Origin of the sequence: Pseudomonas sp. K8 (genome assembly GCF_014889455.1) — a bacterium.
Taxonomy (GTDB): Bacteria; Pseudomonadota; Gammaproteobacteria; order Pseudomonadales; family Pseudomonadaceae; genus Aquipseudomonas; species Aquipseudomonas veronii.
In genome coordinates, this window is the sequence record NZ_VJWO01000001.1 from 135969 (window position 1) to 153806 (window position 17838).

Genomic DNA, 17838 nt, shown 5'->3' on the forward strand with positions numbered 1-17838 from the left:
TACTCGATAGATCTCGGCTGTACGTCTCGTCTTAGCCAATGCAACTGATTCCTATTTGAACCAGTGCGCAACTATAAGACTCGTACTTCCGGAGCGCTCTCGATGTCCTCTCGTTTCAATCGCCGGTCTTCTTCACCCGTGCTGTCCTTGCTGACCGCTGCCCTCCTGCTGGCCGGTACCCCACTGACGGCCGCCGCCGCCGAACCGACCGCCCGCAGCCACGGCAACTACAGCTTCAGCATCGAACAGCAGCCACTGGTTTCGGCACTCAATGCCTTCACCGCCGTGACCGGCTGGCAAGTCGGCCTGCCGGCGGAGCTGGGCCAGGGCGTGTCGTCCCCTGGCGTGCGCGGTGCGCTGTCGCCGGAAAAAGCCCTGGAGCGCTTGTTGGTGGGGACCAACCTGGGCTACCGCAAACTCGGCAACAGCAACATCGTCCTGGAAAAGCGCGCTGCCGGCGGTGTCCTCAACCTGCAACAGGTGACCATCAGCGCCACCCGTAACGAGCAGGACGTCAACAGCGTACCGAACACCGTCAGCGTGCATGATCGCCAAACGCTGGACCGCCAGAACGTCAACACGATCCGCGAGCTGGTGCGTTACGAGCCCGGCGTCTCGGTCGGTGGCGCCGGCACCCGTGCCGGCAATGCGGGCTACAACATTCGCGGTATCGACGGCGACCGCATCCTCACCCAGGTCGATGGCGTGGAAGTGCCGGACAACTTCTTCAACGGCCCCTACGCCAAGACCCGTCGCAACTACGTCGACCCGGAAATCGTCAAGCGCGTGGAAATCCTACGCGGCCCGGCGTCGGCCCTGTACGGCAGCAGCGCCATCGGCGGCGCGGTGAGCTATTTCACCCTCGACCCGGACGACATCATCAAGCCCGGCCAGGACGTCGGCGCCCGCCTCAAGACCGGCTACAGCTCCGCCGACGAGAGCTGGCTGACCTCCGCCACCGTCGCCGGCCGCGTACAGGACGTCGACGGTTTGCTGCACCTGAGCCAGCGCAACGGCCATGAAACCGAAGCCTACGACGGCAACAACGCCACCGGCCTGGCCCGCACCGGCGCCAACCCCGAGGAGGCGCGCACCACCAACGTGTTGGCCAAACTGGGCTGGAACTATGGCGATGACAACCGTCTGGGCCTGACTTACGAGAAGTACAAGGACGATCGCGACGTCAACCTGAAGAATGCCGTGGGTGGCCCGTTCGTCGGTGGTCAAGGTTTCAATCTCTACCGTGACCGCCGGGGCAACGACACCATCACCCGCGAACGTTTCGGCCTGGAAAACACCTTCGCCCTCGACTCGCCCGTGACTGATCGCATCAAGACCAGCCTCAATTACCAGATCGCCAAGACCGACCAGAGCACCGCAGAAATCTACCAGGCCGGCCGTCGGGTATTGCGCACCCGCGACACGCTTTACGAAGAAAAACAGTGGGTATTCGATGCCCAGCTGGACAAGGCATTCAGCCTCGGCGAAACCGATCACCAAGTGACCTACGGCACCACGCTCAAGCAGCAGAAAGTCACCGGCTCCCGCGAGGGCGCAGCTACTTGCCTCGCCGTCGGCGCCGGTTGCACAGCCATTGGCGCGCCCAGCCCAACGGCCAGCGACAGCGTGAAGAAGGCCAGCGACTTCCCCGACCCGACCATCAACACCTATTCGCTGTTTGCCCAGGACCAGATTGCCTGGGACAAATGGACCTTCCTGCCCAGCCTGCGTTATGACTACACCCAGCTCAAACCCAAGCTGACTCAAGCGTTCCTCAGTACCGTCAACCCGACCGGCCAATACCCGGTGAGCGACAAGGAAAAAACCTGGCACCGTGTCACCCCCAAGTTTGGCCTGACGTATGCCCTGACCGATCACTACACCCTGTTTGGCCAATACGCCGAAGGCTTCCGCACCCCCTCGGCCAAGGCGCTGTACGGACGCTTTGAAAACCTGAACCTGGGCTACACCGTCGAGCCCAACCCCAACCTCAAGCCGGAAACCAGCAAAGGCATCGAAACCGGGATTCGCGGCAAGTTCGCCGCAGGCTCCTTCGACATCGCGGTGTTTTACAACAAATACCGCGATTTTATCGACGAAGACAACGCGGTCGTCGGCGGCACCGTCGAACAGTTCCAGGCCGTCAATATCAAGCGCGCAACCATCAAGGGCGCGGAAGCCAAGGGCCGCTTGAACCTCGACGCCTTCGGGGCGCCTCAGGGCCTGTATACCCAGGGGTCGATTGCCTACGCCTACGGGCGCAACGACGACAGCGGCGAGCCGCTGAACAGCGTCAACCCACTCAAAGGCGTATTCGGCCTGGGTTACGAACAGGACAACTACGGTGGCCTGCTGAGCTGGACCCTGGTGAAGAAACAAGACCGTGTAGACAGCAAGACCTTCTTCGCGCCCGACGGCGACAGCGCCAACGGCCCGTTCAAGACCCCAGGCTTCGGCATCCTCGACCTGACCGGCTTCTATAAAGTCACCCACGACGTGACCCTCAACGCCGGCCTCTACAACCTGACCGACAAGAAGTACTGGAACTGGGATGACGTGCGCAGCTACGACAGCGTCGGCGAAGCCGGTGTCACCGGCCCGGCCAACCTCGACCGCCTGACCCAGCCCGGTCGCAACTTTGCGATCAATGTGATCTGGGACATCTGATCAATCCGCCTCGCCTCGCCGGAATCAATCACCGGCGAGGTGAGGATTTTTTACTGTGCCGCGTCTTCTTGTTCGTCTAGTTACTAACCGCCCAGCCATGCCTCAGGGCAACACGGCGCTCCCTTCACAAGGACTTTGTCATGACCGCTTCGCCTTCCGCAGAACGCCCAAGCCTGCGCTCCCAGCGCCTGAACCAGATCACCAGCGAGCCGCACACCCGGCTCGATGCGCTGGTCAAGGCGCACGCGCCGTTTGAAACCCAGCCCAACTTCGCGCGCTTCGTGGTGGCGCAGTACCTGTTCCAATCGGAACTGGTGGCGCTGTACAACGATGCCGCGCTGATCAAGATCGTCCCCGACCTGGCCGAGCGCTGCCGCGCCGACGCCGCCAGACTGGACCTGGCCGACCTGGACACTGACGTGCCGGCCGCCGTCCCCGGCGCCGTGCAGAACCCGAGCCAAGCCGAGGCCCTGGGCTGGTTGTTCGTCTCCGAAGGCTCCAAGCTGGGCGCGGCGTTCCTGATCAAGCGCGCCGTGGCCCTGGGCCTGAGCGAAACCTTCGGCGCCCGCCACCTCGGCGAGCCGGCCGGCGGCCGCGCCGACGGCTGGAAGCGCTTCACCCGCACCCTCGACGGCCTGGAATTCAGCGCCGAAGAAGAAGCCGATGTGGAAAAAGGTGCGCTCAATGCGTTTATGCGCTTCACGGTGTTGCTCGAACAGGCATACGCTACCGCCCCTGAGCTGGCCTGATATTCGATTGAAATGCGTATTCGGTGGGAGGGGCGGTGCGACGATTCGACTTGCTCCCGATAGGGGTGGGTCAGCCATGAAAATGATGGCTGACACGCCGTCATCGGGAGCAAGTCGAATCGTCGCACCGCCCCCCCACACTTGGATCTCATGCCAAGCTGAATAATTGTTTTCCCCGACTTGCACACACCCATGACCGGCAAATCCCCATCCACCTCGAGAATCGCCCGGCTCCTCTTCGGCCTGCTGGCCTACGTCAGCCTGGGTATCGGGTTGGTGGCGATTGTCGTGCCGGGCTTGCCCACCACCGAATTCATCCTGCTGGCTGCCTGGGCCGCCACCAAAAGCTCGCCGCGCCTCAGCGCCTGGCTGGAAAAACACCGCCTGTTCGGGCCGATCCTGTTCAACTGGCGCAACGGCAAGATCATTGCGCGCCGCGCCAAAATCAGCGCCACCGTCAGCATGCTGCTCTGTGCCCTACTGATGCTGCTGACGCTCGATCACGGCTGGCCGATCTACCTGACCATCGCCGGAATGAGCCTGGGCAACCTGTGGATATGGTCCCGCCCGGAACGGCTCGCACGCCCCGTATAGCGCGGGATGTAGGCGTTTTCCTACCGTTCATCGCCTCCCTCTCATGAAACCCCTGGCTGCGCCGATGCTCCGGATAAGGCGCCGAATGGACTTGGCCCGGCTCGCATACCAACAAGCCCATCCGTGAGTGAACCTATGTTCGATACCCTCTCCATCCGCTTGAAAATCTTGCTGCTGTCCGGCCTCTGCCTGCTGGGAGTGATTGCGCTGGTGGTCGGCATGAATATTTACAATACCGCGCAGAACAATGCGCTGGTCAGCGACTCAAGCTCACGGATGCTCACCGCCAGTGTGCAACAACTGCTGCAAGCCAAGGCTGCCGAACAGGCGGTGCAACTGCAGCGAACCTTCGGCGACAGCCTGGTGGCGCTGACCGCCCTCGCCGACCAGGTCAAAGACCTGCGTACCCTGGCCGCCAAGCGCTCCCTCGAACCGGGCGCGCTGCGTGAAGAACTCAACCAGAGCCTGAAAACCGCGTTTGAACGCAACAGCAAGGTGCTGGGGATCTGGATGTCGTTCGAGCCCAATGCGCTGGATGGCAAGGACAGTGAGTTTATCGACGACAAGGCGCGTGTCTCCAACGATAAAGGCCGTTTCTCCAGCTACTGGAGCCGCGCCGGCGGCGAAGACTTGAACACCATCATGGTCGAAGAGGACCTGAACAAAACCACCCTCAACCTCAACGGCACCCCCTACAACATCTGGTACACCTGCCCACGGGACACCCGTCGCGCTTGCCTGCTGGACCCGTATGAAGACACGGTGGGCGGCAAGACTGTATTGATGACCACCATCGCCCTGCCGTTGCTGGTAGACGGCAAACTCATCGGCGTCCTGGGCGTCGACATTGCCCTCAATGCCTTGCAAGCCAGCACCGATGTTGCACAGAAAGACCTGTTCAACGGTATGGCGCAGTTGGAGATTATCTCCAGCACCGGTTTGATCGCCGCCTACAGTGGCGAACCGGCCAAGGTCGGCAAGAACCTGATCGACACCCTGGGCGCCGAAGGCAAAGAGATCGTGCAACTGCTGGGCAGCGACAACCGCACGATTCTCGAACAGGAAAACACCATTCGCGCGGTGTACCCGCTCAAACCGCTTGCCGACGCCAAGTCCTGGGGCATAGTGATCAAGCTGCCCAAGGCCGTACTGCTGGCCGACAACGTCAAGCTGCAAGCCGTACTCGACAAGGCCCAGGCCAGCGGCACGCTCAAGGCCTTGCTGGTCGCGGCCGTCGCCGCATTGCTCGGCCTGCTGCTGGTCTGGCTGACCGCCACCGGCGTGACCCGGCCGATCAACAGTGTGGCCGCCATGCTCAAGGACATCGCCAGCGGCGACGGCGACCTCACCCAGCGCCTGGCCTACTCCAAGAAAGACGAGCTGGGCGAACTGGTGACCTGGTTCAACCGTTTCCTCGACAAGCTGCAACCGACCATCGCGCAGATCAAGCAAAGCATCAGCGAAGCCCGTGGCACGGCGGACCAGTCTTCGGCCATTGCACGCCAGACCAGCGAAGGCATGCAGGTGCAGTTCCGCGAGATCGACCAGGTGGCCACGGCGTCCAATGAAATGAGCGCCACCGCCCATGACGTCGCCAACAGCGCCTCCAACGCCGCCAGCGCGGCGCGCGGGGCCGATCAGTCGGCGCGCGAAGGCATGTCGATCATCGAGCAGAGCACCCGCGATATCACCACCCTCGCCGACGAAGTCAGCAAGGCCGTAAGCGAAGTCGAAGCACTGGCCGTCAACAGCGAGCAGATCGGTTCAGTGCTGGAAGTGATTCGCAGCATTGCCGAGCAGACCAACCTGCTGGCGCTCAACGCTGCCATCGAAGCGGCACGCGCCGGGGAAAGCGGGCGCGGGTTTGCGGTAGTGGCCGACGAAGTACGCAACCTGGCCAAGCGCACCCAGGATTCGGTGGAGGAAATCCGCCAGGTGATCGAACGCATCCAGAGCGGCACCCGTGGCGTGGTGGCGACCATGCATTCGAGCCAACAGCAGGCCCAGAGCAATGCCGGGCAGATCCATCAGGCCGTGCAGGCGTTGGGCAAGATCAGCGACGCAGTGACGGTGATCAGCGACATGAACCTGCAGATCGCCAGCGCCGCCGAACAACAGAGCGCAGTGGCCGAAGAGGTCAACCGCAATGTGTCGGCGATCCGCACCGTGACCGAAACCCTCACCGGCCAGGCTACGGAATCGGCGGCAATCAGCAGCCAACTCAATGCACTGGCGACTCAACAGATGAAGTTGATGGACCAGTTCAGGGTGTAAACAACACTGTAGGAGCGAGCTTGCTCGCGAAGAACGTCAACGATCATGCGTGCATCCTGGATGAACGCGGTGTCCTTGAGTTTTTCGCGAGCAAGCTCGCTCCTACAGGCCGGTCCAGGCCGTGACAAACGCCGCTACATCCTCGATCATGCGTGCATCCCGAATGAACGCGGTGTCCTTGAGTTTTTCGCTGTAGGAGCGAGCTTGCTCGCGAAGAACGTCAACGATCACGCGTGCATCTTGGATGAACGCGGTGCCCTTGAGTTTTTCGCGAGCAAGCTCGCTCCTACAGGCCGGTCCAGGCCGTGACAAACGCCGCTACATCCTCGATCACGCGTGCATCTTGGATGAACGCGGTGTCCTTGAGTTTTTCGCGAGCAAGCTCGCTCCTACAGGCCGGTCCAGGCCGTGACAAACGCCGCTACATCCTCTTTCGGCGCGGTACGCGGCGGGTTCTGCGGGGTGCCCAGGTAGAGGAAGCCAATCACTTCCTCGCCCTCTTTCAGTCCCAGCCCCTTGGCCACATGGGCCGAGTAGGACAAGTCCCCGGTGCGCCACACCGCGCCAATCCCCTGGGCATAGGCCGCCAGCAGGATGCCATGGGCGGCACAAGCCGCCGCCAGCAGTTGCTCGGATTTCGGCACCTTGAAGTGTTCCTGCAGGCGGGCAATCACCACTACGACCAGCGGCGCGCGCAACGGGCCGTTCTGGGCCTTGTCGAGGACGGCCTGCGGCGCGTCGGGGTCTTGCAGGCGGGCGGCTTCGACCAGCAACGTGCCCATCTGCTCACGGGCCGCGCCTTCCACGGTGAGGAACCGCCAAGGACGCAACTGGCCGTGGTCGGGCGCACGCATGGCCGCGGCGAACAGCACATCACGCTGCTCCTGGGTCGGTGCCGGTTCCAGCAGGCGCGGCACGGAAACACGGTTGAGCAAAGCGTCGAGAGCCTGCATTGGCCACCTCCAGAAAAAAATGTGCGGTCATTCTAGCGGGAATGGACCGGGATGCCATCAAACGATAATTGCTCTTATTCAAACCGCCCCGCCCTGTTAGACTTTGCGACCTTATTTTCCGCCTTTGCTCAGGAAACTCGATGCTCCGTTCGCTTCTTCGCCTGTCTGCAGGACTGATGGCCATGAGCCTGGTTGCCTGCGATGACGCCCCCCGGTTTACCCAGGCTGAGCCGGGGGAAGCGCGGGCCGGCGGGGCAACGACGGTGAACAAACACGGCCAGAACGCCTTTTCCCTGCCCTCGGCCAACCTGTCGCCAACCCGCCGCCTGGATTTCAGCGTCGGCAACAGTTTCTTTCGCAGCCCCTGGGTGATCGCGCCTTCCACCACCACCGCGCGCGACGGCCTGGGGCCGCTGTTCAACACCAATGCCTGCCAGAACTGCCATATCAAGGACGGCCGTGGCCACCCGCCACTGGCCGACGCGCAGAACGCCGTGTCGATGCTGGTGCGCCTGTCGATCCCGGATGCGCCGCCGTATGCCAAGCTCATCGAGCAACTCGGCGTAGTGCCCGAGCCGGTCTACGGTGGGCAGTTGCAGGACATGGCCGTACCCGGCGTGGCGCCGGAGGGCAAGGTGCGGGTCGACTACACGCCGGTCAACGTCACGTTCACGGACGGCAGCGTCGTCGAACTGCGCAAGCCCAACCTGCAGATCACCCAACTCGGTTACGGCCCGATGCACCCGGACACGCGCTTCTCCGCACGCATCGCCCCGCCGATGATCGGCCTGGGCCTGCTCGAAGCGATTGCCGACGCAGATATCCTGCGCAACACCGACCCGAAGACCGCCGACAAAGACGCCATCGTCGGCCGCGCGAACTGGGTCTGGGATGACGCCCGGCAAAAAGCCGTGCTCGGACGCTTCGGCTGGAAAGCCGGGCAACCCAACCTCAATCAACAGAACGTTCACGCGTTTTCGGGGGATATGGGCCTCACCACGTCGCTGAGACCCGTCGATGACTGCACCGACGCCCAGGTCGCCTGCAAACAGGCGCCCAACGGCAATGGCCCCGATGGCGAGCAGGAAGTCAGCGATAACATCCTGCGCCTGGTGCTGTTCTATACCCGCAACCTGGCGGTGCCCGTGCGCCGCGACGTCGACGCACCACAGGTGCTGACCGGGAAGAACCTGTTCTACCAGGCCGGTTGCCAGGGGTGTCATACGCCGTCGTTCACCACGGCGGCCAATGCTGCCGAACCTGAACTGGCCAACCAGGTGATTCGCCCCTACAGCGACCTGCTGTTGCATGACATGGGCGACGGCCTGGCCGACCACCGCACCGAATTCAAGGCCAGTGGCCGCGACTGGCGCACGCCACCGTTGTGGGGCATCGGCCTGACGCAAACCGTCAGTGGCCACACCCAGTTCTTGCATGACGGCCGCGCCCGCAACCTGCTGGAAGCCGTGCTCTGGCACGGCGGTGAAGCACAAGCGGCGCAGCAGCATGTGTTGTCCTTCAATGCCGAGCAGCGCGCTGCACTGCTGGCGTTCCTGAACTCTTTATAAGCTTCGCCCCACTTACAGAAGGGAGCTCGACATGTTCCGTCCCAAGTTGTTGTTCACCAGCCTGGCCGCCCTCGCGCTCGGTGCCTGCTCGCCGCAAGACCCGCAAGCGATGACCTCGGCCGCCATCGCCAAGCAAGTGATCTTGCCGACCTACAGCCGCTGGGTGGAAGCCGACCGTCAACTGGCCGTCAGCGCCCTGGCGTACTGCCAGGGCAAGGAAAGCCTGGACACCGCTCGCGCCGACTTCCTTCACGCCCAAAAAGCCTGGGCCGAACTGCAACCGCTGCTGATCGGCCCGCTGGCCGAGGGTAACCGTTCGTGGCAGGTGCAGTTCTGGCCGGACAAGAAAAACCTGGTGGGTCGCCAGGTCGAGCAACTGGTCGCCGCCCAGCCGCAGATCGATGCGGCCGCCCTGGCCAAATCCAGCGTGGTGGTGCAGGGCCTGTCGGCCTATGAATACATCCTCTACGACGCCAAGACCGATATCGCCGACGCCGCCCAGAAAGCCCGCTACTGCCCGCTGCTGACGGCCATCGGCGAGCGCCAGAAAGCCCTGGCCGAAGAGATCCTGGCCAGTTGGAACAGCACCGACGGCATGCTCGCGCAGATGAGCAAGTTTCCCAACCAGCGCTACGCTGATTCCCACGAGGCCATTGCCGACCTGCTGCGCGTACAAGTGACCGCACTGGACACCCTGAAGAAAAAACTCGGCACGCCGATGGGCCGCCAGACCAAGGGCATCCCGCAGCCGTTCCAGGCCGACGCGTGGCGCAGCCAGTCGTCCCTGCGAAGCCTGGAAGCCAGCCTTGCCGCGGCCCAGACCGTGTGGGTCGGCGTCGACAACAAAGGCCTGCGTGGCTTGTTGCCGGCCGATCAAAAGGCCCTGGCCGAGAAGATCGACGCCGCCTATGCCGCGTCCCTGAAACTGTTCGCCAGCAACCAGCGCACCCTCAACGAATTGCTCGGCGATGACGCCGGACGCCAGCAGCTGAACGATCTCTACGACAGCCTCAACGTCGTCCACCGCCTGCACGAAGGCGAGCTGGCCAAGGCGCTGGGCATCCAACTGGGCTTCAACGCCAACGACGGTGACTGATGATGCTCAGGCGACAGGCTTTGGCCATTGGCAGCGCGTTGCTCGGCGCACTCACGCTGGGCGGCTGGACGTTGTTCAAGCAGAAAGACAAGGGCCCGCTGCTGCTGTCGGCGCGGGATGATGCAGACGGCAAACACTATGCTGTCGGTTATCGCCTGGACGGCCAGCGGGTGTTCGCCACCCAGGTCGGCCAGCGCTGCCACGACATCATCAACCACCCGACGCTGCCGATTGCGCTGTTTGTCGCCCGTCGCCCGGGCACCGAGAGTTACCTGATCGACCTGCGTGATGGCGCGCTGCTGCAAACCATCACCGCGAATGCAAACCGCCACTTCTATGGCCACGCGGTAATCCATAAAAGTGGCGACTGGCTGTACGCCACCGAAAACGACACCTCCGATCCGGGCCGTGGCCTGCTCGGGGTGTACCGGTTCGAAGGCGAACGGCTGGTGCATAGCGGCGAGATTTCCACCCATGGCATCGGCCCGCACCAGGTGGCGTGGATGCCCGACGGCGAAACCCTGGTGGTGGCCAACGGCGGCATCCGCACCGAAGCCGAAAGCCGCGTGGAAATGAACCTCAACGCCATGGAACCGAGCCTGGTGCTGATGCAACGCGATGGCAGCCTGATCAGCAAGGAAACCCTCGGCCAGCAGATGAACAGCGTGCGCCATATGGGCATCGCCAGCGATGGCACCATCCTTACCGGGCAGCAGTTCATGGGGCCGTCCCAGGAGCGCTCCGAGTTGCTTGCGATCAAGCGGCCGGGGCAGCCATTCATGGCGTTTGCGGTGGCCGACGAGCAGTTACAAGCGATGGCGCACTACACCGCCAGCGTCGCGGTACACAGCGAATTGCGCCTGGTCGCGTTGACCGCACCGCGCGGCAACCGCTTGTTTATCTGGCACATCGACAGCGGCGAGCTGCGCCTGGATGGGCCGTTGCCGGACTGTGCGGGCGTGGGTGCAGTGGCGGACGGGTTTGTCGTGACCTCCGGCCAGGGGCGCTGCCGGTTCTATGACTGCCGCCAGGCACAGCTGAGCGCAACACCGTTGGAATTGCCAGCCGGGCTTTGGGATAACCATCTGCATCTGGTCTGACGGTCAGGCTCGGCCCGCGCTGCGCCCGACGGCCAAATCGCTGGCGAAAAAAAAGGGCCTCGTCTCACAAGGCCCTTTTTGGGTGGTTTCGATCGTTTCAACTTTGTGGCCCCACCCCTCGAGACATCCCGAACATGAACAGCAGCAGGTCATGATCGGGCTTGACCGTCGCATTCGCCTTGGCGATGCGCGGCAGCAGGCATTGCCCGCTGCCTTGCACCGCACTGAGGACCTGTGTCCGAGGCTGTTCCCATGCAGCCAGGGCCAGGGCAGCAATGCCCAACGCCCCGACCAGAAACAGACCTCGAGCTATTTCTAGCTTCATTTGGTTAAACCCTTGATAGCGCTGCCAAACGCCGTCTCGTAAAAGTAGCTGAGTTTTGCCCAGTCGCCATCGCTCCACGACGAATGGCGGCGCAGTTGCAGCATGTCATGGGAGGCGGCTCGATAAGCGGTCAGGCGCTGGCGGCATTTCTCGAAGTCCAGCAGCGCGACTTCCACGTTGGCCGAGTCGGGCTCACCCGTAACGCGCACAAAGATATGCTTGATGTACAAGCAACCGTGTTGCCAGCGACCTTTGTGCATGCGCGCCAATGTCGCCGCCACCTCTTTGAGTACACGCTCGTGTACCGCTTCGCCGTACTGTTCACGGCCACCGGCGGCGTACCATTTTTCGATTTCGTCGAAACCGTCCAGCGAAGCCGTCACCAACAATGCTTTCCATTGGTGTTGCGGATCACGACGCGCCTCGCAGAACACCATCTCCGGCACCCGCACATTCAGCGCGCGCAGGCCTTTGAGAGCATCCCGTTCGCGCAACACGGTCGGGCGCCCAAACGGATGCAGCCAACTGCGGTAGATATGCCCGGTCTGACGTTTGCTGTAGAGCAAACGCCCGGTGGGCCCCATCACACGCTGCACGCCACTTTCACCGCCACGCCGACGATTAGGCTCTTCGACCCACTCGCCCTGCTGGCGCCAGAAATACTCAAATCGCTCTTCGGGAGCTACATGACTGCCTGCTACGCACTCAACTGCCATCCTGTTACCTCTTGCGCAATACATATACTCGCCACATGGCGTAGAGCGGAATGAAGTCCAGGGACTCCTGAACACGGAAACCGGCCTGCTCAAACTCTGCCTCGACAGTAGCAGCCGGTAACACGAACCGGTTTTGGTAACCTTCCTGCTCACCTTTCCTACGACGTTTTACTTCAGCACGCTTGCGTTTCCAGGCCTTGAAGTTGCCATCCACCCACAGCGAGATGATCACGCTGTCGCGGGTAACACGATGAAACTCCTGCAATATCGCCAAGCGGTGCTTAGGCTCACCAATGTGGTGCATCAGGCGCATGCAGAAGATGCTGTCGACCGCGTTATCAGGCAAATCGATATCAAAGGCGGATGTCTGCAAAGGGCGTACCCGTTTGACCACGTCCGCCGGCTGGGCGACCATCGCGACCTTCAACATCGACTCCGAATTATCGGCGCCGATGATCACCCGGTTGGGTTTTTCCGCCAGCAACGGCCAGAAACGCCCGGCCCCGCAAGGCAAGTCCAAGACCAGGCCAGGTTCACCGGCCATGGCCAACGCACCGCGCGCCAACTGCTCGTCACGTTTGTGGGACAGCCGGCGAGCTAAATTGTCCTGATGTTTGAGCAAATAACTCTGCGCATGCTCTTCGTCGTACTTATCGGAAAATTCGAGCTTGATCGGGGTAGGCATCTTACGTCTCCGTTTACTGATGCCTACGACCTTAAGTTGCAGACTGTGATCAATAGGTCAACTCGTTGTGAAAAACTTGTCCTGTCCAGATTCATACATGTCAAGACTTTACCGACACAAATGATAGCAACGGGCTATCTACGACGAATTACACTGATCGTTGCCAGCATAGCGGTAGCACACACGGTCAGGATTTGACCTGGCTCAGTTGGACGTGAAAGCGGCAACCATTGGGTTCCATGGTGCTCAGGCTGACGCTCCAGCCTTGGTTTTCGCAGATCCTCTGCACCAGCGACAGCCCCAGGCCAAGGCCCTCACCGCGTTTTTCGCTGCCGCGCACGAAGGGCTCGAACATGGCTTCGCGCTTGTCTTCGGGAATGCCGACGCCGGAGTCTTCCACCACAAAACCACTCGGTTCCAGGGTGAGCCGGATAAAGCCCTGCTCGGTGTAATGCAGTGCATTACGCAGCAGGTTACCCATCACCGCATGCAGGAAGGTGGTGTTATAGCGGGTATCCAGGGGGTTGCCCGGCTGGTAGATCAGTTGCAGGCCTTTTTGCTCGATCGGCTCACGCCAGATGCCGAGCAAATCATCCGCCACCTGGGTGAGGGTTACCCGGGGGGACATGGTGGCGTCGTTGTGTTGGGCGCGTGCCAGCATCAGGAAGGTCTGCACCAGTTCGCGCATTTCTTCACAGGCCCTGGCGATACGCAGCACCTGGTTGCGCCCACGCTCGTCGATGGCCGGGTTTTCCAGCAGCAGCTCGCAGGAACTGGCCAATACCATCAACGGCGTGCGCAATTCGTGGCTCACATCACTGGTAAACAACTGCTCGCGGGACAGCGCCTGGCGCAGACGGCCCAATGTGGCGTCGAAGGCCACGGCCAGCTCGCCCACTTCATCGGCGGCGTAATCCGGTGCCAGGGGCGGCGCCAGGCCGAGCAACTGGTCACGATGACGCACCTGGCGCGCCAGGCGCACCACCGGTGCCATCACCTTGCGGGCCAGCACCCAGCCGAGGAAAACCGCCAGCGCCAGGCTGAGCACGAAGCCTACCAGCACCACCGCGAACAGCACGCGCTCACGCTCTTCGAAATCGCTCTGGTCTTGCAGCAGCACGTAACGCCGACCATCGACCACTTCGACCATGGCGTGGTACGACAACGCCTCGCGGAACACTTCATGAAAACCCGGATCCAGGTGCCGCAGGTCCTTGGGCAGCTCGAAATCCCCGCGCCCGCCGCTGAAATAGAACAGTTGGTCCGGCTCGGGTCGGTGGCTCCAGTCCTCGACGCTGTCCATCAGCAGCAGGCGCTGCAAGTCGCCGCCCAAACCTGCCGAAATCAGCTTCTCTTCCACCAGATGCACCGTCGCGATGATCCCCATCGCGAAGGCGCCCGCCACCAATGCGCTCATCAAGGCAAAGGCGATGATGATCCGCTGGGCAAGGCTTTGCTTAAACTCCATCACGACCCTCGGCCAGGCGGTAACCCACACCGTGTACCGTTTGCAGCAATGGTTTGGCGAAAGGTTTATCGATCACTTGGCGCAACTGGTGGACGTGACTGCGCAGGCTGTCACTGTCGGGGCAATCATCCCCCCATAGGGCTTCTTCGAGAATTTCCCGACGCAGCACATGGGGACTTTTCTGCATCAACACCGCCAGCAGCTTCAGGCCCACCGGGTTGAGCTTGAGCAGGCGCCCTTCGCGGGTGACTTCCAGGGTATCGAGGTCGTAATGCAGGTCGGCCACCTGCAGGGCACGGCGTCCGCCCCCCTGGGCGCGGCGCAGCACGGCTTCGATGCGCGCGGCCAGTTCCGACAGGGCAAACGGCTTGAGCAAGTAGTCATCAGCGCCGGACTTGAAGCCCTGCAGGCGGTCATCCAACTGGTCGCGGGCGGTGAGCATGATCACCGGCGTATCGCGGCGCGCATCTTCGCGCAGGCGTTTGCACAGGGTGTAGCCATCGATGCCGGGCAGCATGATGTCGAGTACGATCAGGTCGTAGTGCTCGGTGGCGGCCAGGTGCAGGCCCGACAAACCGTCCTGCGCGCAGTCCACGGTGTAACCTTTGAGCCCCAGATAATCGGCCAGATTGGCCAAAATATCGCGGTTGTCTTCAACCAATAAAATTCGCATGGGCAGTGTCTCCGTACTTTCGTGCCAGCCGTGTGTTGGCTCGCGCAGCTTAAGGCCTAGTGGGGCTCAGGGATAGAGCTGAGCGCTGCGCAGATAAACGATTTCAACCGATTAAAGAGTTGAACGAGTTTTTCACTATAGCTTCACAAACTGACTACAGTGCCAGGCCGAAGATCGCCCCCATCGATCTAAGGAAGTTGGACATGGGGTTTCTCAAAACGGCGCCTATGCGCTATTTGCTGTTGGTAACCGGTGCCTGGCTGGTTGTTTTCCTGCTCACCCGCAGCGTACTGCTCATTACGCATCTGGATGAAGTCGGCGGCAATCTGCTGCCGGTGTTTGGCGTGGGCCTGCTCTATGACCTGGCTTTTCTAGCCTATGCCGCCCTCCCTCTGGGGCTGTACCTGTTGCTGTGCCCGCCCGCGCTGTGGCGTCGCCGTGGCCATCGCTGGTTCCTGCAGGCAGTGCTCACCGTCAGCCTGTTTGCAATGCTGTTCACCTCGGTGGCCGAATGGCTGTTCTGGGATGAATTCGGCGTGCGCTTCAACTTTATCGCCGTCGACTACCTGGTGTACTCCGACGAGGTACTGAACAACCTGCTGGAATCCTACCCCATCGGCAAATTGCTCAGTTTGCTGGCGATGCTGGCTGTCGTGCTGAGCCTGGCCCTGCGCAAGCCATTCAATGCGGCAATGAACGCCCCGCTGCCGCCCATGCGCGGCCGTTTGTTGAATGCCTTGGCGCTGTTGGTCGTCGCGGGCCTGAGCCTGCAACTGATCAGCCAGGACAGCCCACGCGCCCAAGGCGGCAATGCCTACAAGAACGAACTGGCGAGCAATGGCCCGTATCAGTTTTTCGCCGCGTTCCGTAACAACGAGCTGGATTACTCACAGTTCTACAAGAGCCTGCCAACCGAGATCGTGGCCAAGCAGTTGCGCGCCGAACTCAGCGAGCCCAATGCGCGCTTCATCGGCCAGGACCCACTGGATATCCGCCGTGCCATCACCCACCCGGGCACGCTGCGCAAACCCAACATCGTGCTGGTGACCATCGAAAGTTTCAGCGCCAAATACATGGGCAGCAATGGCGACGGGCGCAACCTCACGCCGAATCTCGACGCCTTGCGTCAACAAAGCCTGTACTTCAACAACTTCTACGCCACCGGCACCCGCACCGACCGTGGCCTGGAGGCGATCACCCTGGCCATCCCACCGACGCCGGGACGCTCCATCGTCAAGCGCATTGGTCGGGAGAGCGGCTTCGCCAGCCTGGGGCAACAACTCACGGCCATCGGTTACGACAGCGTGTTTGTGTATGGCGGGCGCGGTTATTTCGACAACATGAACGCGTTTTTCAGCGGCAACGGTTATCGCGTCGTAGACCAGAGCAGCGTGCCCGAGTCGGAAATCTCGTTCAAGAATGCCTGGGGCATGGCGGACGAGGATCTGTACAAACAGACCCTGAAGCTGGCCGATGCCGACTACGCCAAGCAGCAGCCGTTCTTGCTGCAACTGATGACCACCTCCAACCATCGCCCCTACACCTACCCGGACGGGCGCATCGATATCAAATCCGGCAATGGCCGCGACGGCGCGGTGAAGTATACCGACCATGCCATCGGCCAGTTCCTGGAAGCGGCGCGTCAGAAGCCATGGTTCGATAACACGATCTTCGTCTTCGTCGCCGACCACACCGCCGGTAGTGCAGGCCAGGAAGACCTGCCCATCACCAACTATCAGATTCCACTGTTCATCTATGCGCCGAAGCTGATCGACGCACGGGAATCGGCGCAACTGGCCAGCCAGATCGACCTGGCGCCGACCCTGCTGGGCCTGATCAACCTGAGCTATGAATCGACCTTCTTTGGCCGTGACCTGTTGCAGGACAACCCATTGCCCCCTCGGGTCGTGGTCGGCAACTACCAGCACCTGGGGCTGTTCGACGGCAAAAACCTGGCGATTCTCAGCCCACGCCAGGGCCTGCGTCGCCACGACGAGGCGCTGGGTAAAAGCCAGGAGTTGCGGGTCGGCAGCGATGACCCGCTGATCCAGCGGGCAATCACCTACTACCAGGCCGCCAGTTATGATTTCAAACAACAACTGCTGAGCTGGAAAGCGCCCAAGGAAGAGGCCCCGGCATTAAGCACGCGCTAACCAAAACGTCCCGTACAGCCAAGTACGGGACTTTTTTATCAGGGTTTACCATGCAATCCCCACCTGTTGTTCCGGTTTCCAAACCTCTCAATTTCTGGCTGTGCCTGGGCATCCCCGCCGGTGCTGTGCTGCTGATGCTATTGCTGCAGCTGACATCGCTGGACATGGACCTCACCAAGCAGTTCTACAGCGCTGCGGGTGGCGGCTTCATCGGGCGTTACAGCTTCTTCCTCGAAGACATCCTGCATGACCGCGCCAAACAGATGGTCATCCTGTTCTCGGTGCTGGCCATTCTGGGGTTTGCCGGTACCTTTATCCTCCAGCGCCTCAAGCCGTACCGCCGCGAACTGGGCTGCCTGGTGTTGTCCCTGGGACTGGCCACGGCGTTCGTCTCGCCGTTGAAAACCGTCACCGCCGTGCAATGCCCGTGGAGCCTCAAGGAGTTCGGTGGCCAGGAAACCTACAGCGAACTGCTGAGCCCTCGCCCGCCCACCGATAAACCTGGGCGCTGCTGGCCCGGCGGGCATGCGGCAACCGGGTTCGCCCTGTTCGCCTGGTTCTTTGCGCTACGGGATCGTCGGCCGCGGATGGCGCGCAAGGCGTTCATCTTTGCCGTGGCGCTGGGCAGCGTGTTTTCCGTGAGCCGCATGGCACAGGGCGCGCACTTCTTTTCCCACAATGTGTGGACGGCGATTTTCTGTTGGCTGATCTGCCTGGGACTGTACTGCCTGATACTCTATCGGCCATCGAAGGTCAGGGTGTCAGAAGTGCGTGCATTGAATACGTAGACCGGCCAACCACTTCAGTTACCTCCCTC

16 protein-coding genes are annotated in these 17838 nt (G+C 61.8%); 9 read left to right on the forward strand and 7 right to left on the reverse strand.

Going from position 1 to position 17838, the window contains the following annotated elements; all coding sequences use genetic code 11:
* Nucleotides 1-102: 102 nt before the first annotated feature.
* The 4 genes from INT12_RS00625 (at nt 103) to INT12_RS00640 (ending at nt 6284) form a co-directional block, all read left to right on the forward strand.
* The gene (locus INT12_RS00625) at nt 103-2667 is read left to right on the forward strand and encodes a TonB-dependent receptor (RefSeq protein ID WP_193039584.1); all 2565 of its coding nucleotides are present in this window, start codon (nt 103-105) and stop codon (nt 2665-2667) included.
* A 140-nt stretch (nt 2668-2807) separates the two neighbouring features.
* Complete coding sequence (locus tag INT12_RS00630; RefSeq protein ID WP_046382224.1) at nt 2808-3416, forward strand: biliverdin-producing heme oxygenase; 609 nt, start codon at nt 2808-2810, stop codon at nt 3414-3416.
* 192 nt (nt 3417-3608) lie between these two features.
* Nucleotides 3609-4010, forward strand: a complete 402-nt coding sequence (locus INT12_RS00635) for a YbaN family protein (RefSeq protein WP_017846099.1) — start codon at nt 3609-3611, stop codon at nt 4008-4010.
* Nucleotides 4011-4145: 135 nt separating this feature from the next.
* A complete protein-coding gene (locus tag INT12_RS00640; protein ID WP_141123210.1) occupies nt 4146-6284 on the forward strand; it encodes a methyl-accepting chemotaxis protein in 2139 nt (712 codons plus the stop codon).
* Between the two features lie 102 nt (nt 6285-6386).
* Here INT12_RS00640 and INT12_RS31605 read toward each other — a convergent pair whose 3' ends face one another.
* Nucleotides 6387-6515: a hypothetical protein gene (locus INT12_RS31605; protein ID WP_264294511.1), complete on the reverse strand. Its 129-nt coding sequence runs from the start codon at nt 6513-6515 to the stop codon at nt 6387-6389.
* Between the two features lie 158 nt (nt 6516-6673).
* A complete protein-coding gene (locus INT12_RS00645) occupies nt 6674-7237 on the reverse strand; it encodes an NAD(P)H nitroreductase (protein ID WP_017846101.1) in 564 nt (187 codons plus the stop codon).
* Between the two features lie 140 nt (nt 7238-7377).
* Between INT12_RS00645 and INT12_RS00650 the strand changes: the two genes are divergently transcribed.
* From INT12_RS00650 to INT12_RS00660, 3 genes are read left to right on the forward strand one after another with little or no spacing between them, the layout of a single operon-like run.
* Nucleotides 7378-8805, forward strand: coding sequence for a di-heme oxidoredictase family protein (locus INT12_RS00650; RefSeq protein ID WP_102617321.1), 1428 nt, complete (start codon nt 7378-7380; stop codon nt 8803-8805).
* Nucleotides 8806-8836: 31 nt separating this feature from the next.
* A complete protein-coding gene (locus INT12_RS00655; protein WP_193040797.1) occupies nt 8837-9901 on the forward strand; it encodes an imelysin family protein in 1065 nt (354 codons plus the stop codon).
* 2 nt (nt 9902-9903) lie between these two features.
* Nucleotides 9904-11001 carry a DUF1513 domain-containing protein gene (locus INT12_RS00660; RefSeq protein WP_046385189.1) on the forward strand — a complete coding sequence of 366 codons (1098 nt, stop codon included), beginning with the start codon at nt 9904-9906 and terminating at the stop codon, nt 10999-11001.
* A 97-nt stretch (nt 11002-11098) separates the two neighbouring features.
* Here the strand turns inward: INT12_RS00660 and INT12_RS00665 are convergent, their stop codons facing one another.
* From INT12_RS00665 to colR, 5 genes are all read right to left on the reverse strand, one after another.
* A complete protein-coding gene (locus INT12_RS00665; RefSeq protein ID WP_193040796.1) occupies nt 11099-11326 on the reverse strand; it encodes a hypothetical protein in 228 nt (75 codons plus the stop codon).
* Nucleotides 11323-12042, reverse strand: coding sequence for a lipopolysaccharide kinase InaA family protein (locus INT12_RS00670; protein WP_026139920.1), 720 nt, complete (start codon nt 12040-12042; stop codon nt 11323-11325). Before INT12_RS00670 ends, INT12_RS00665 begins: the two co-directional genes overlap by 4 nt.
* A gap of 4 nt (nt 12043-12046) precedes the next feature.
* Nucleotides 12047-12727: a class I SAM-dependent methyltransferase gene (locus INT12_RS00675; protein ID WP_017846107.1), complete on the reverse strand. Its 681-nt coding sequence runs from the start codon at nt 12725-12727 to the stop codon at nt 12047-12049.
* A 187-nt stretch (nt 12728-12914) separates the two neighbouring features.
* Nucleotides 12915-14195 carry a sensor histidine kinase gene (locus INT12_RS00680; protein ID WP_017846108.1) on the reverse strand — a complete coding sequence of 427 codons (1281 nt, stop codon included), beginning with the start codon at nt 14193-14195 and terminating at the stop codon, nt 12915-12917.
* On the reverse strand, nt 14185-14868 hold the full coding sequence (colR, locus tag INT12_RS00685) for a two-component system response regulator ColR (protein ID WP_016975511.1): 684 nt from the start codon (nt 14866-14868) through the stop codon (nt 14185-14187). The genes INT12_RS00680 and colR overlap by 11 nt, the downstream gene beginning before the upstream one ends.
* A 203-nt stretch (nt 14869-15071) precedes the next feature.
* Here colR and INT12_RS00690 point away from each other — a divergent pair, with 203 nt between their 5' ends.
* Together INT12_RS00690 and INT12_RS00695 are read left to right on the forward strand one after the other, a co-directional pair.
* Nucleotides 15072-17021 carry an LTA synthase family protein gene (locus tag INT12_RS00690; RefSeq protein ID WP_193040795.1) on the forward strand — a complete coding sequence of 650 codons (1950 nt, stop codon included), beginning with the start codon at nt 15072-15074 and terminating at the stop codon, nt 17019-17021.
* A 50-nt stretch (nt 17022-17071) separates the two neighbouring features.
* Complete coding sequence (locus INT12_RS00695) at nt 17072-17809, forward strand: phosphatase PAP2 family protein (RefSeq protein ID WP_017846110.1); 738 nt, start codon at nt 17072-17074, stop codon at nt 17807-17809.
* The last annotated feature ends 29 nt before the right edge of the window (nt 17810-17838 follow it).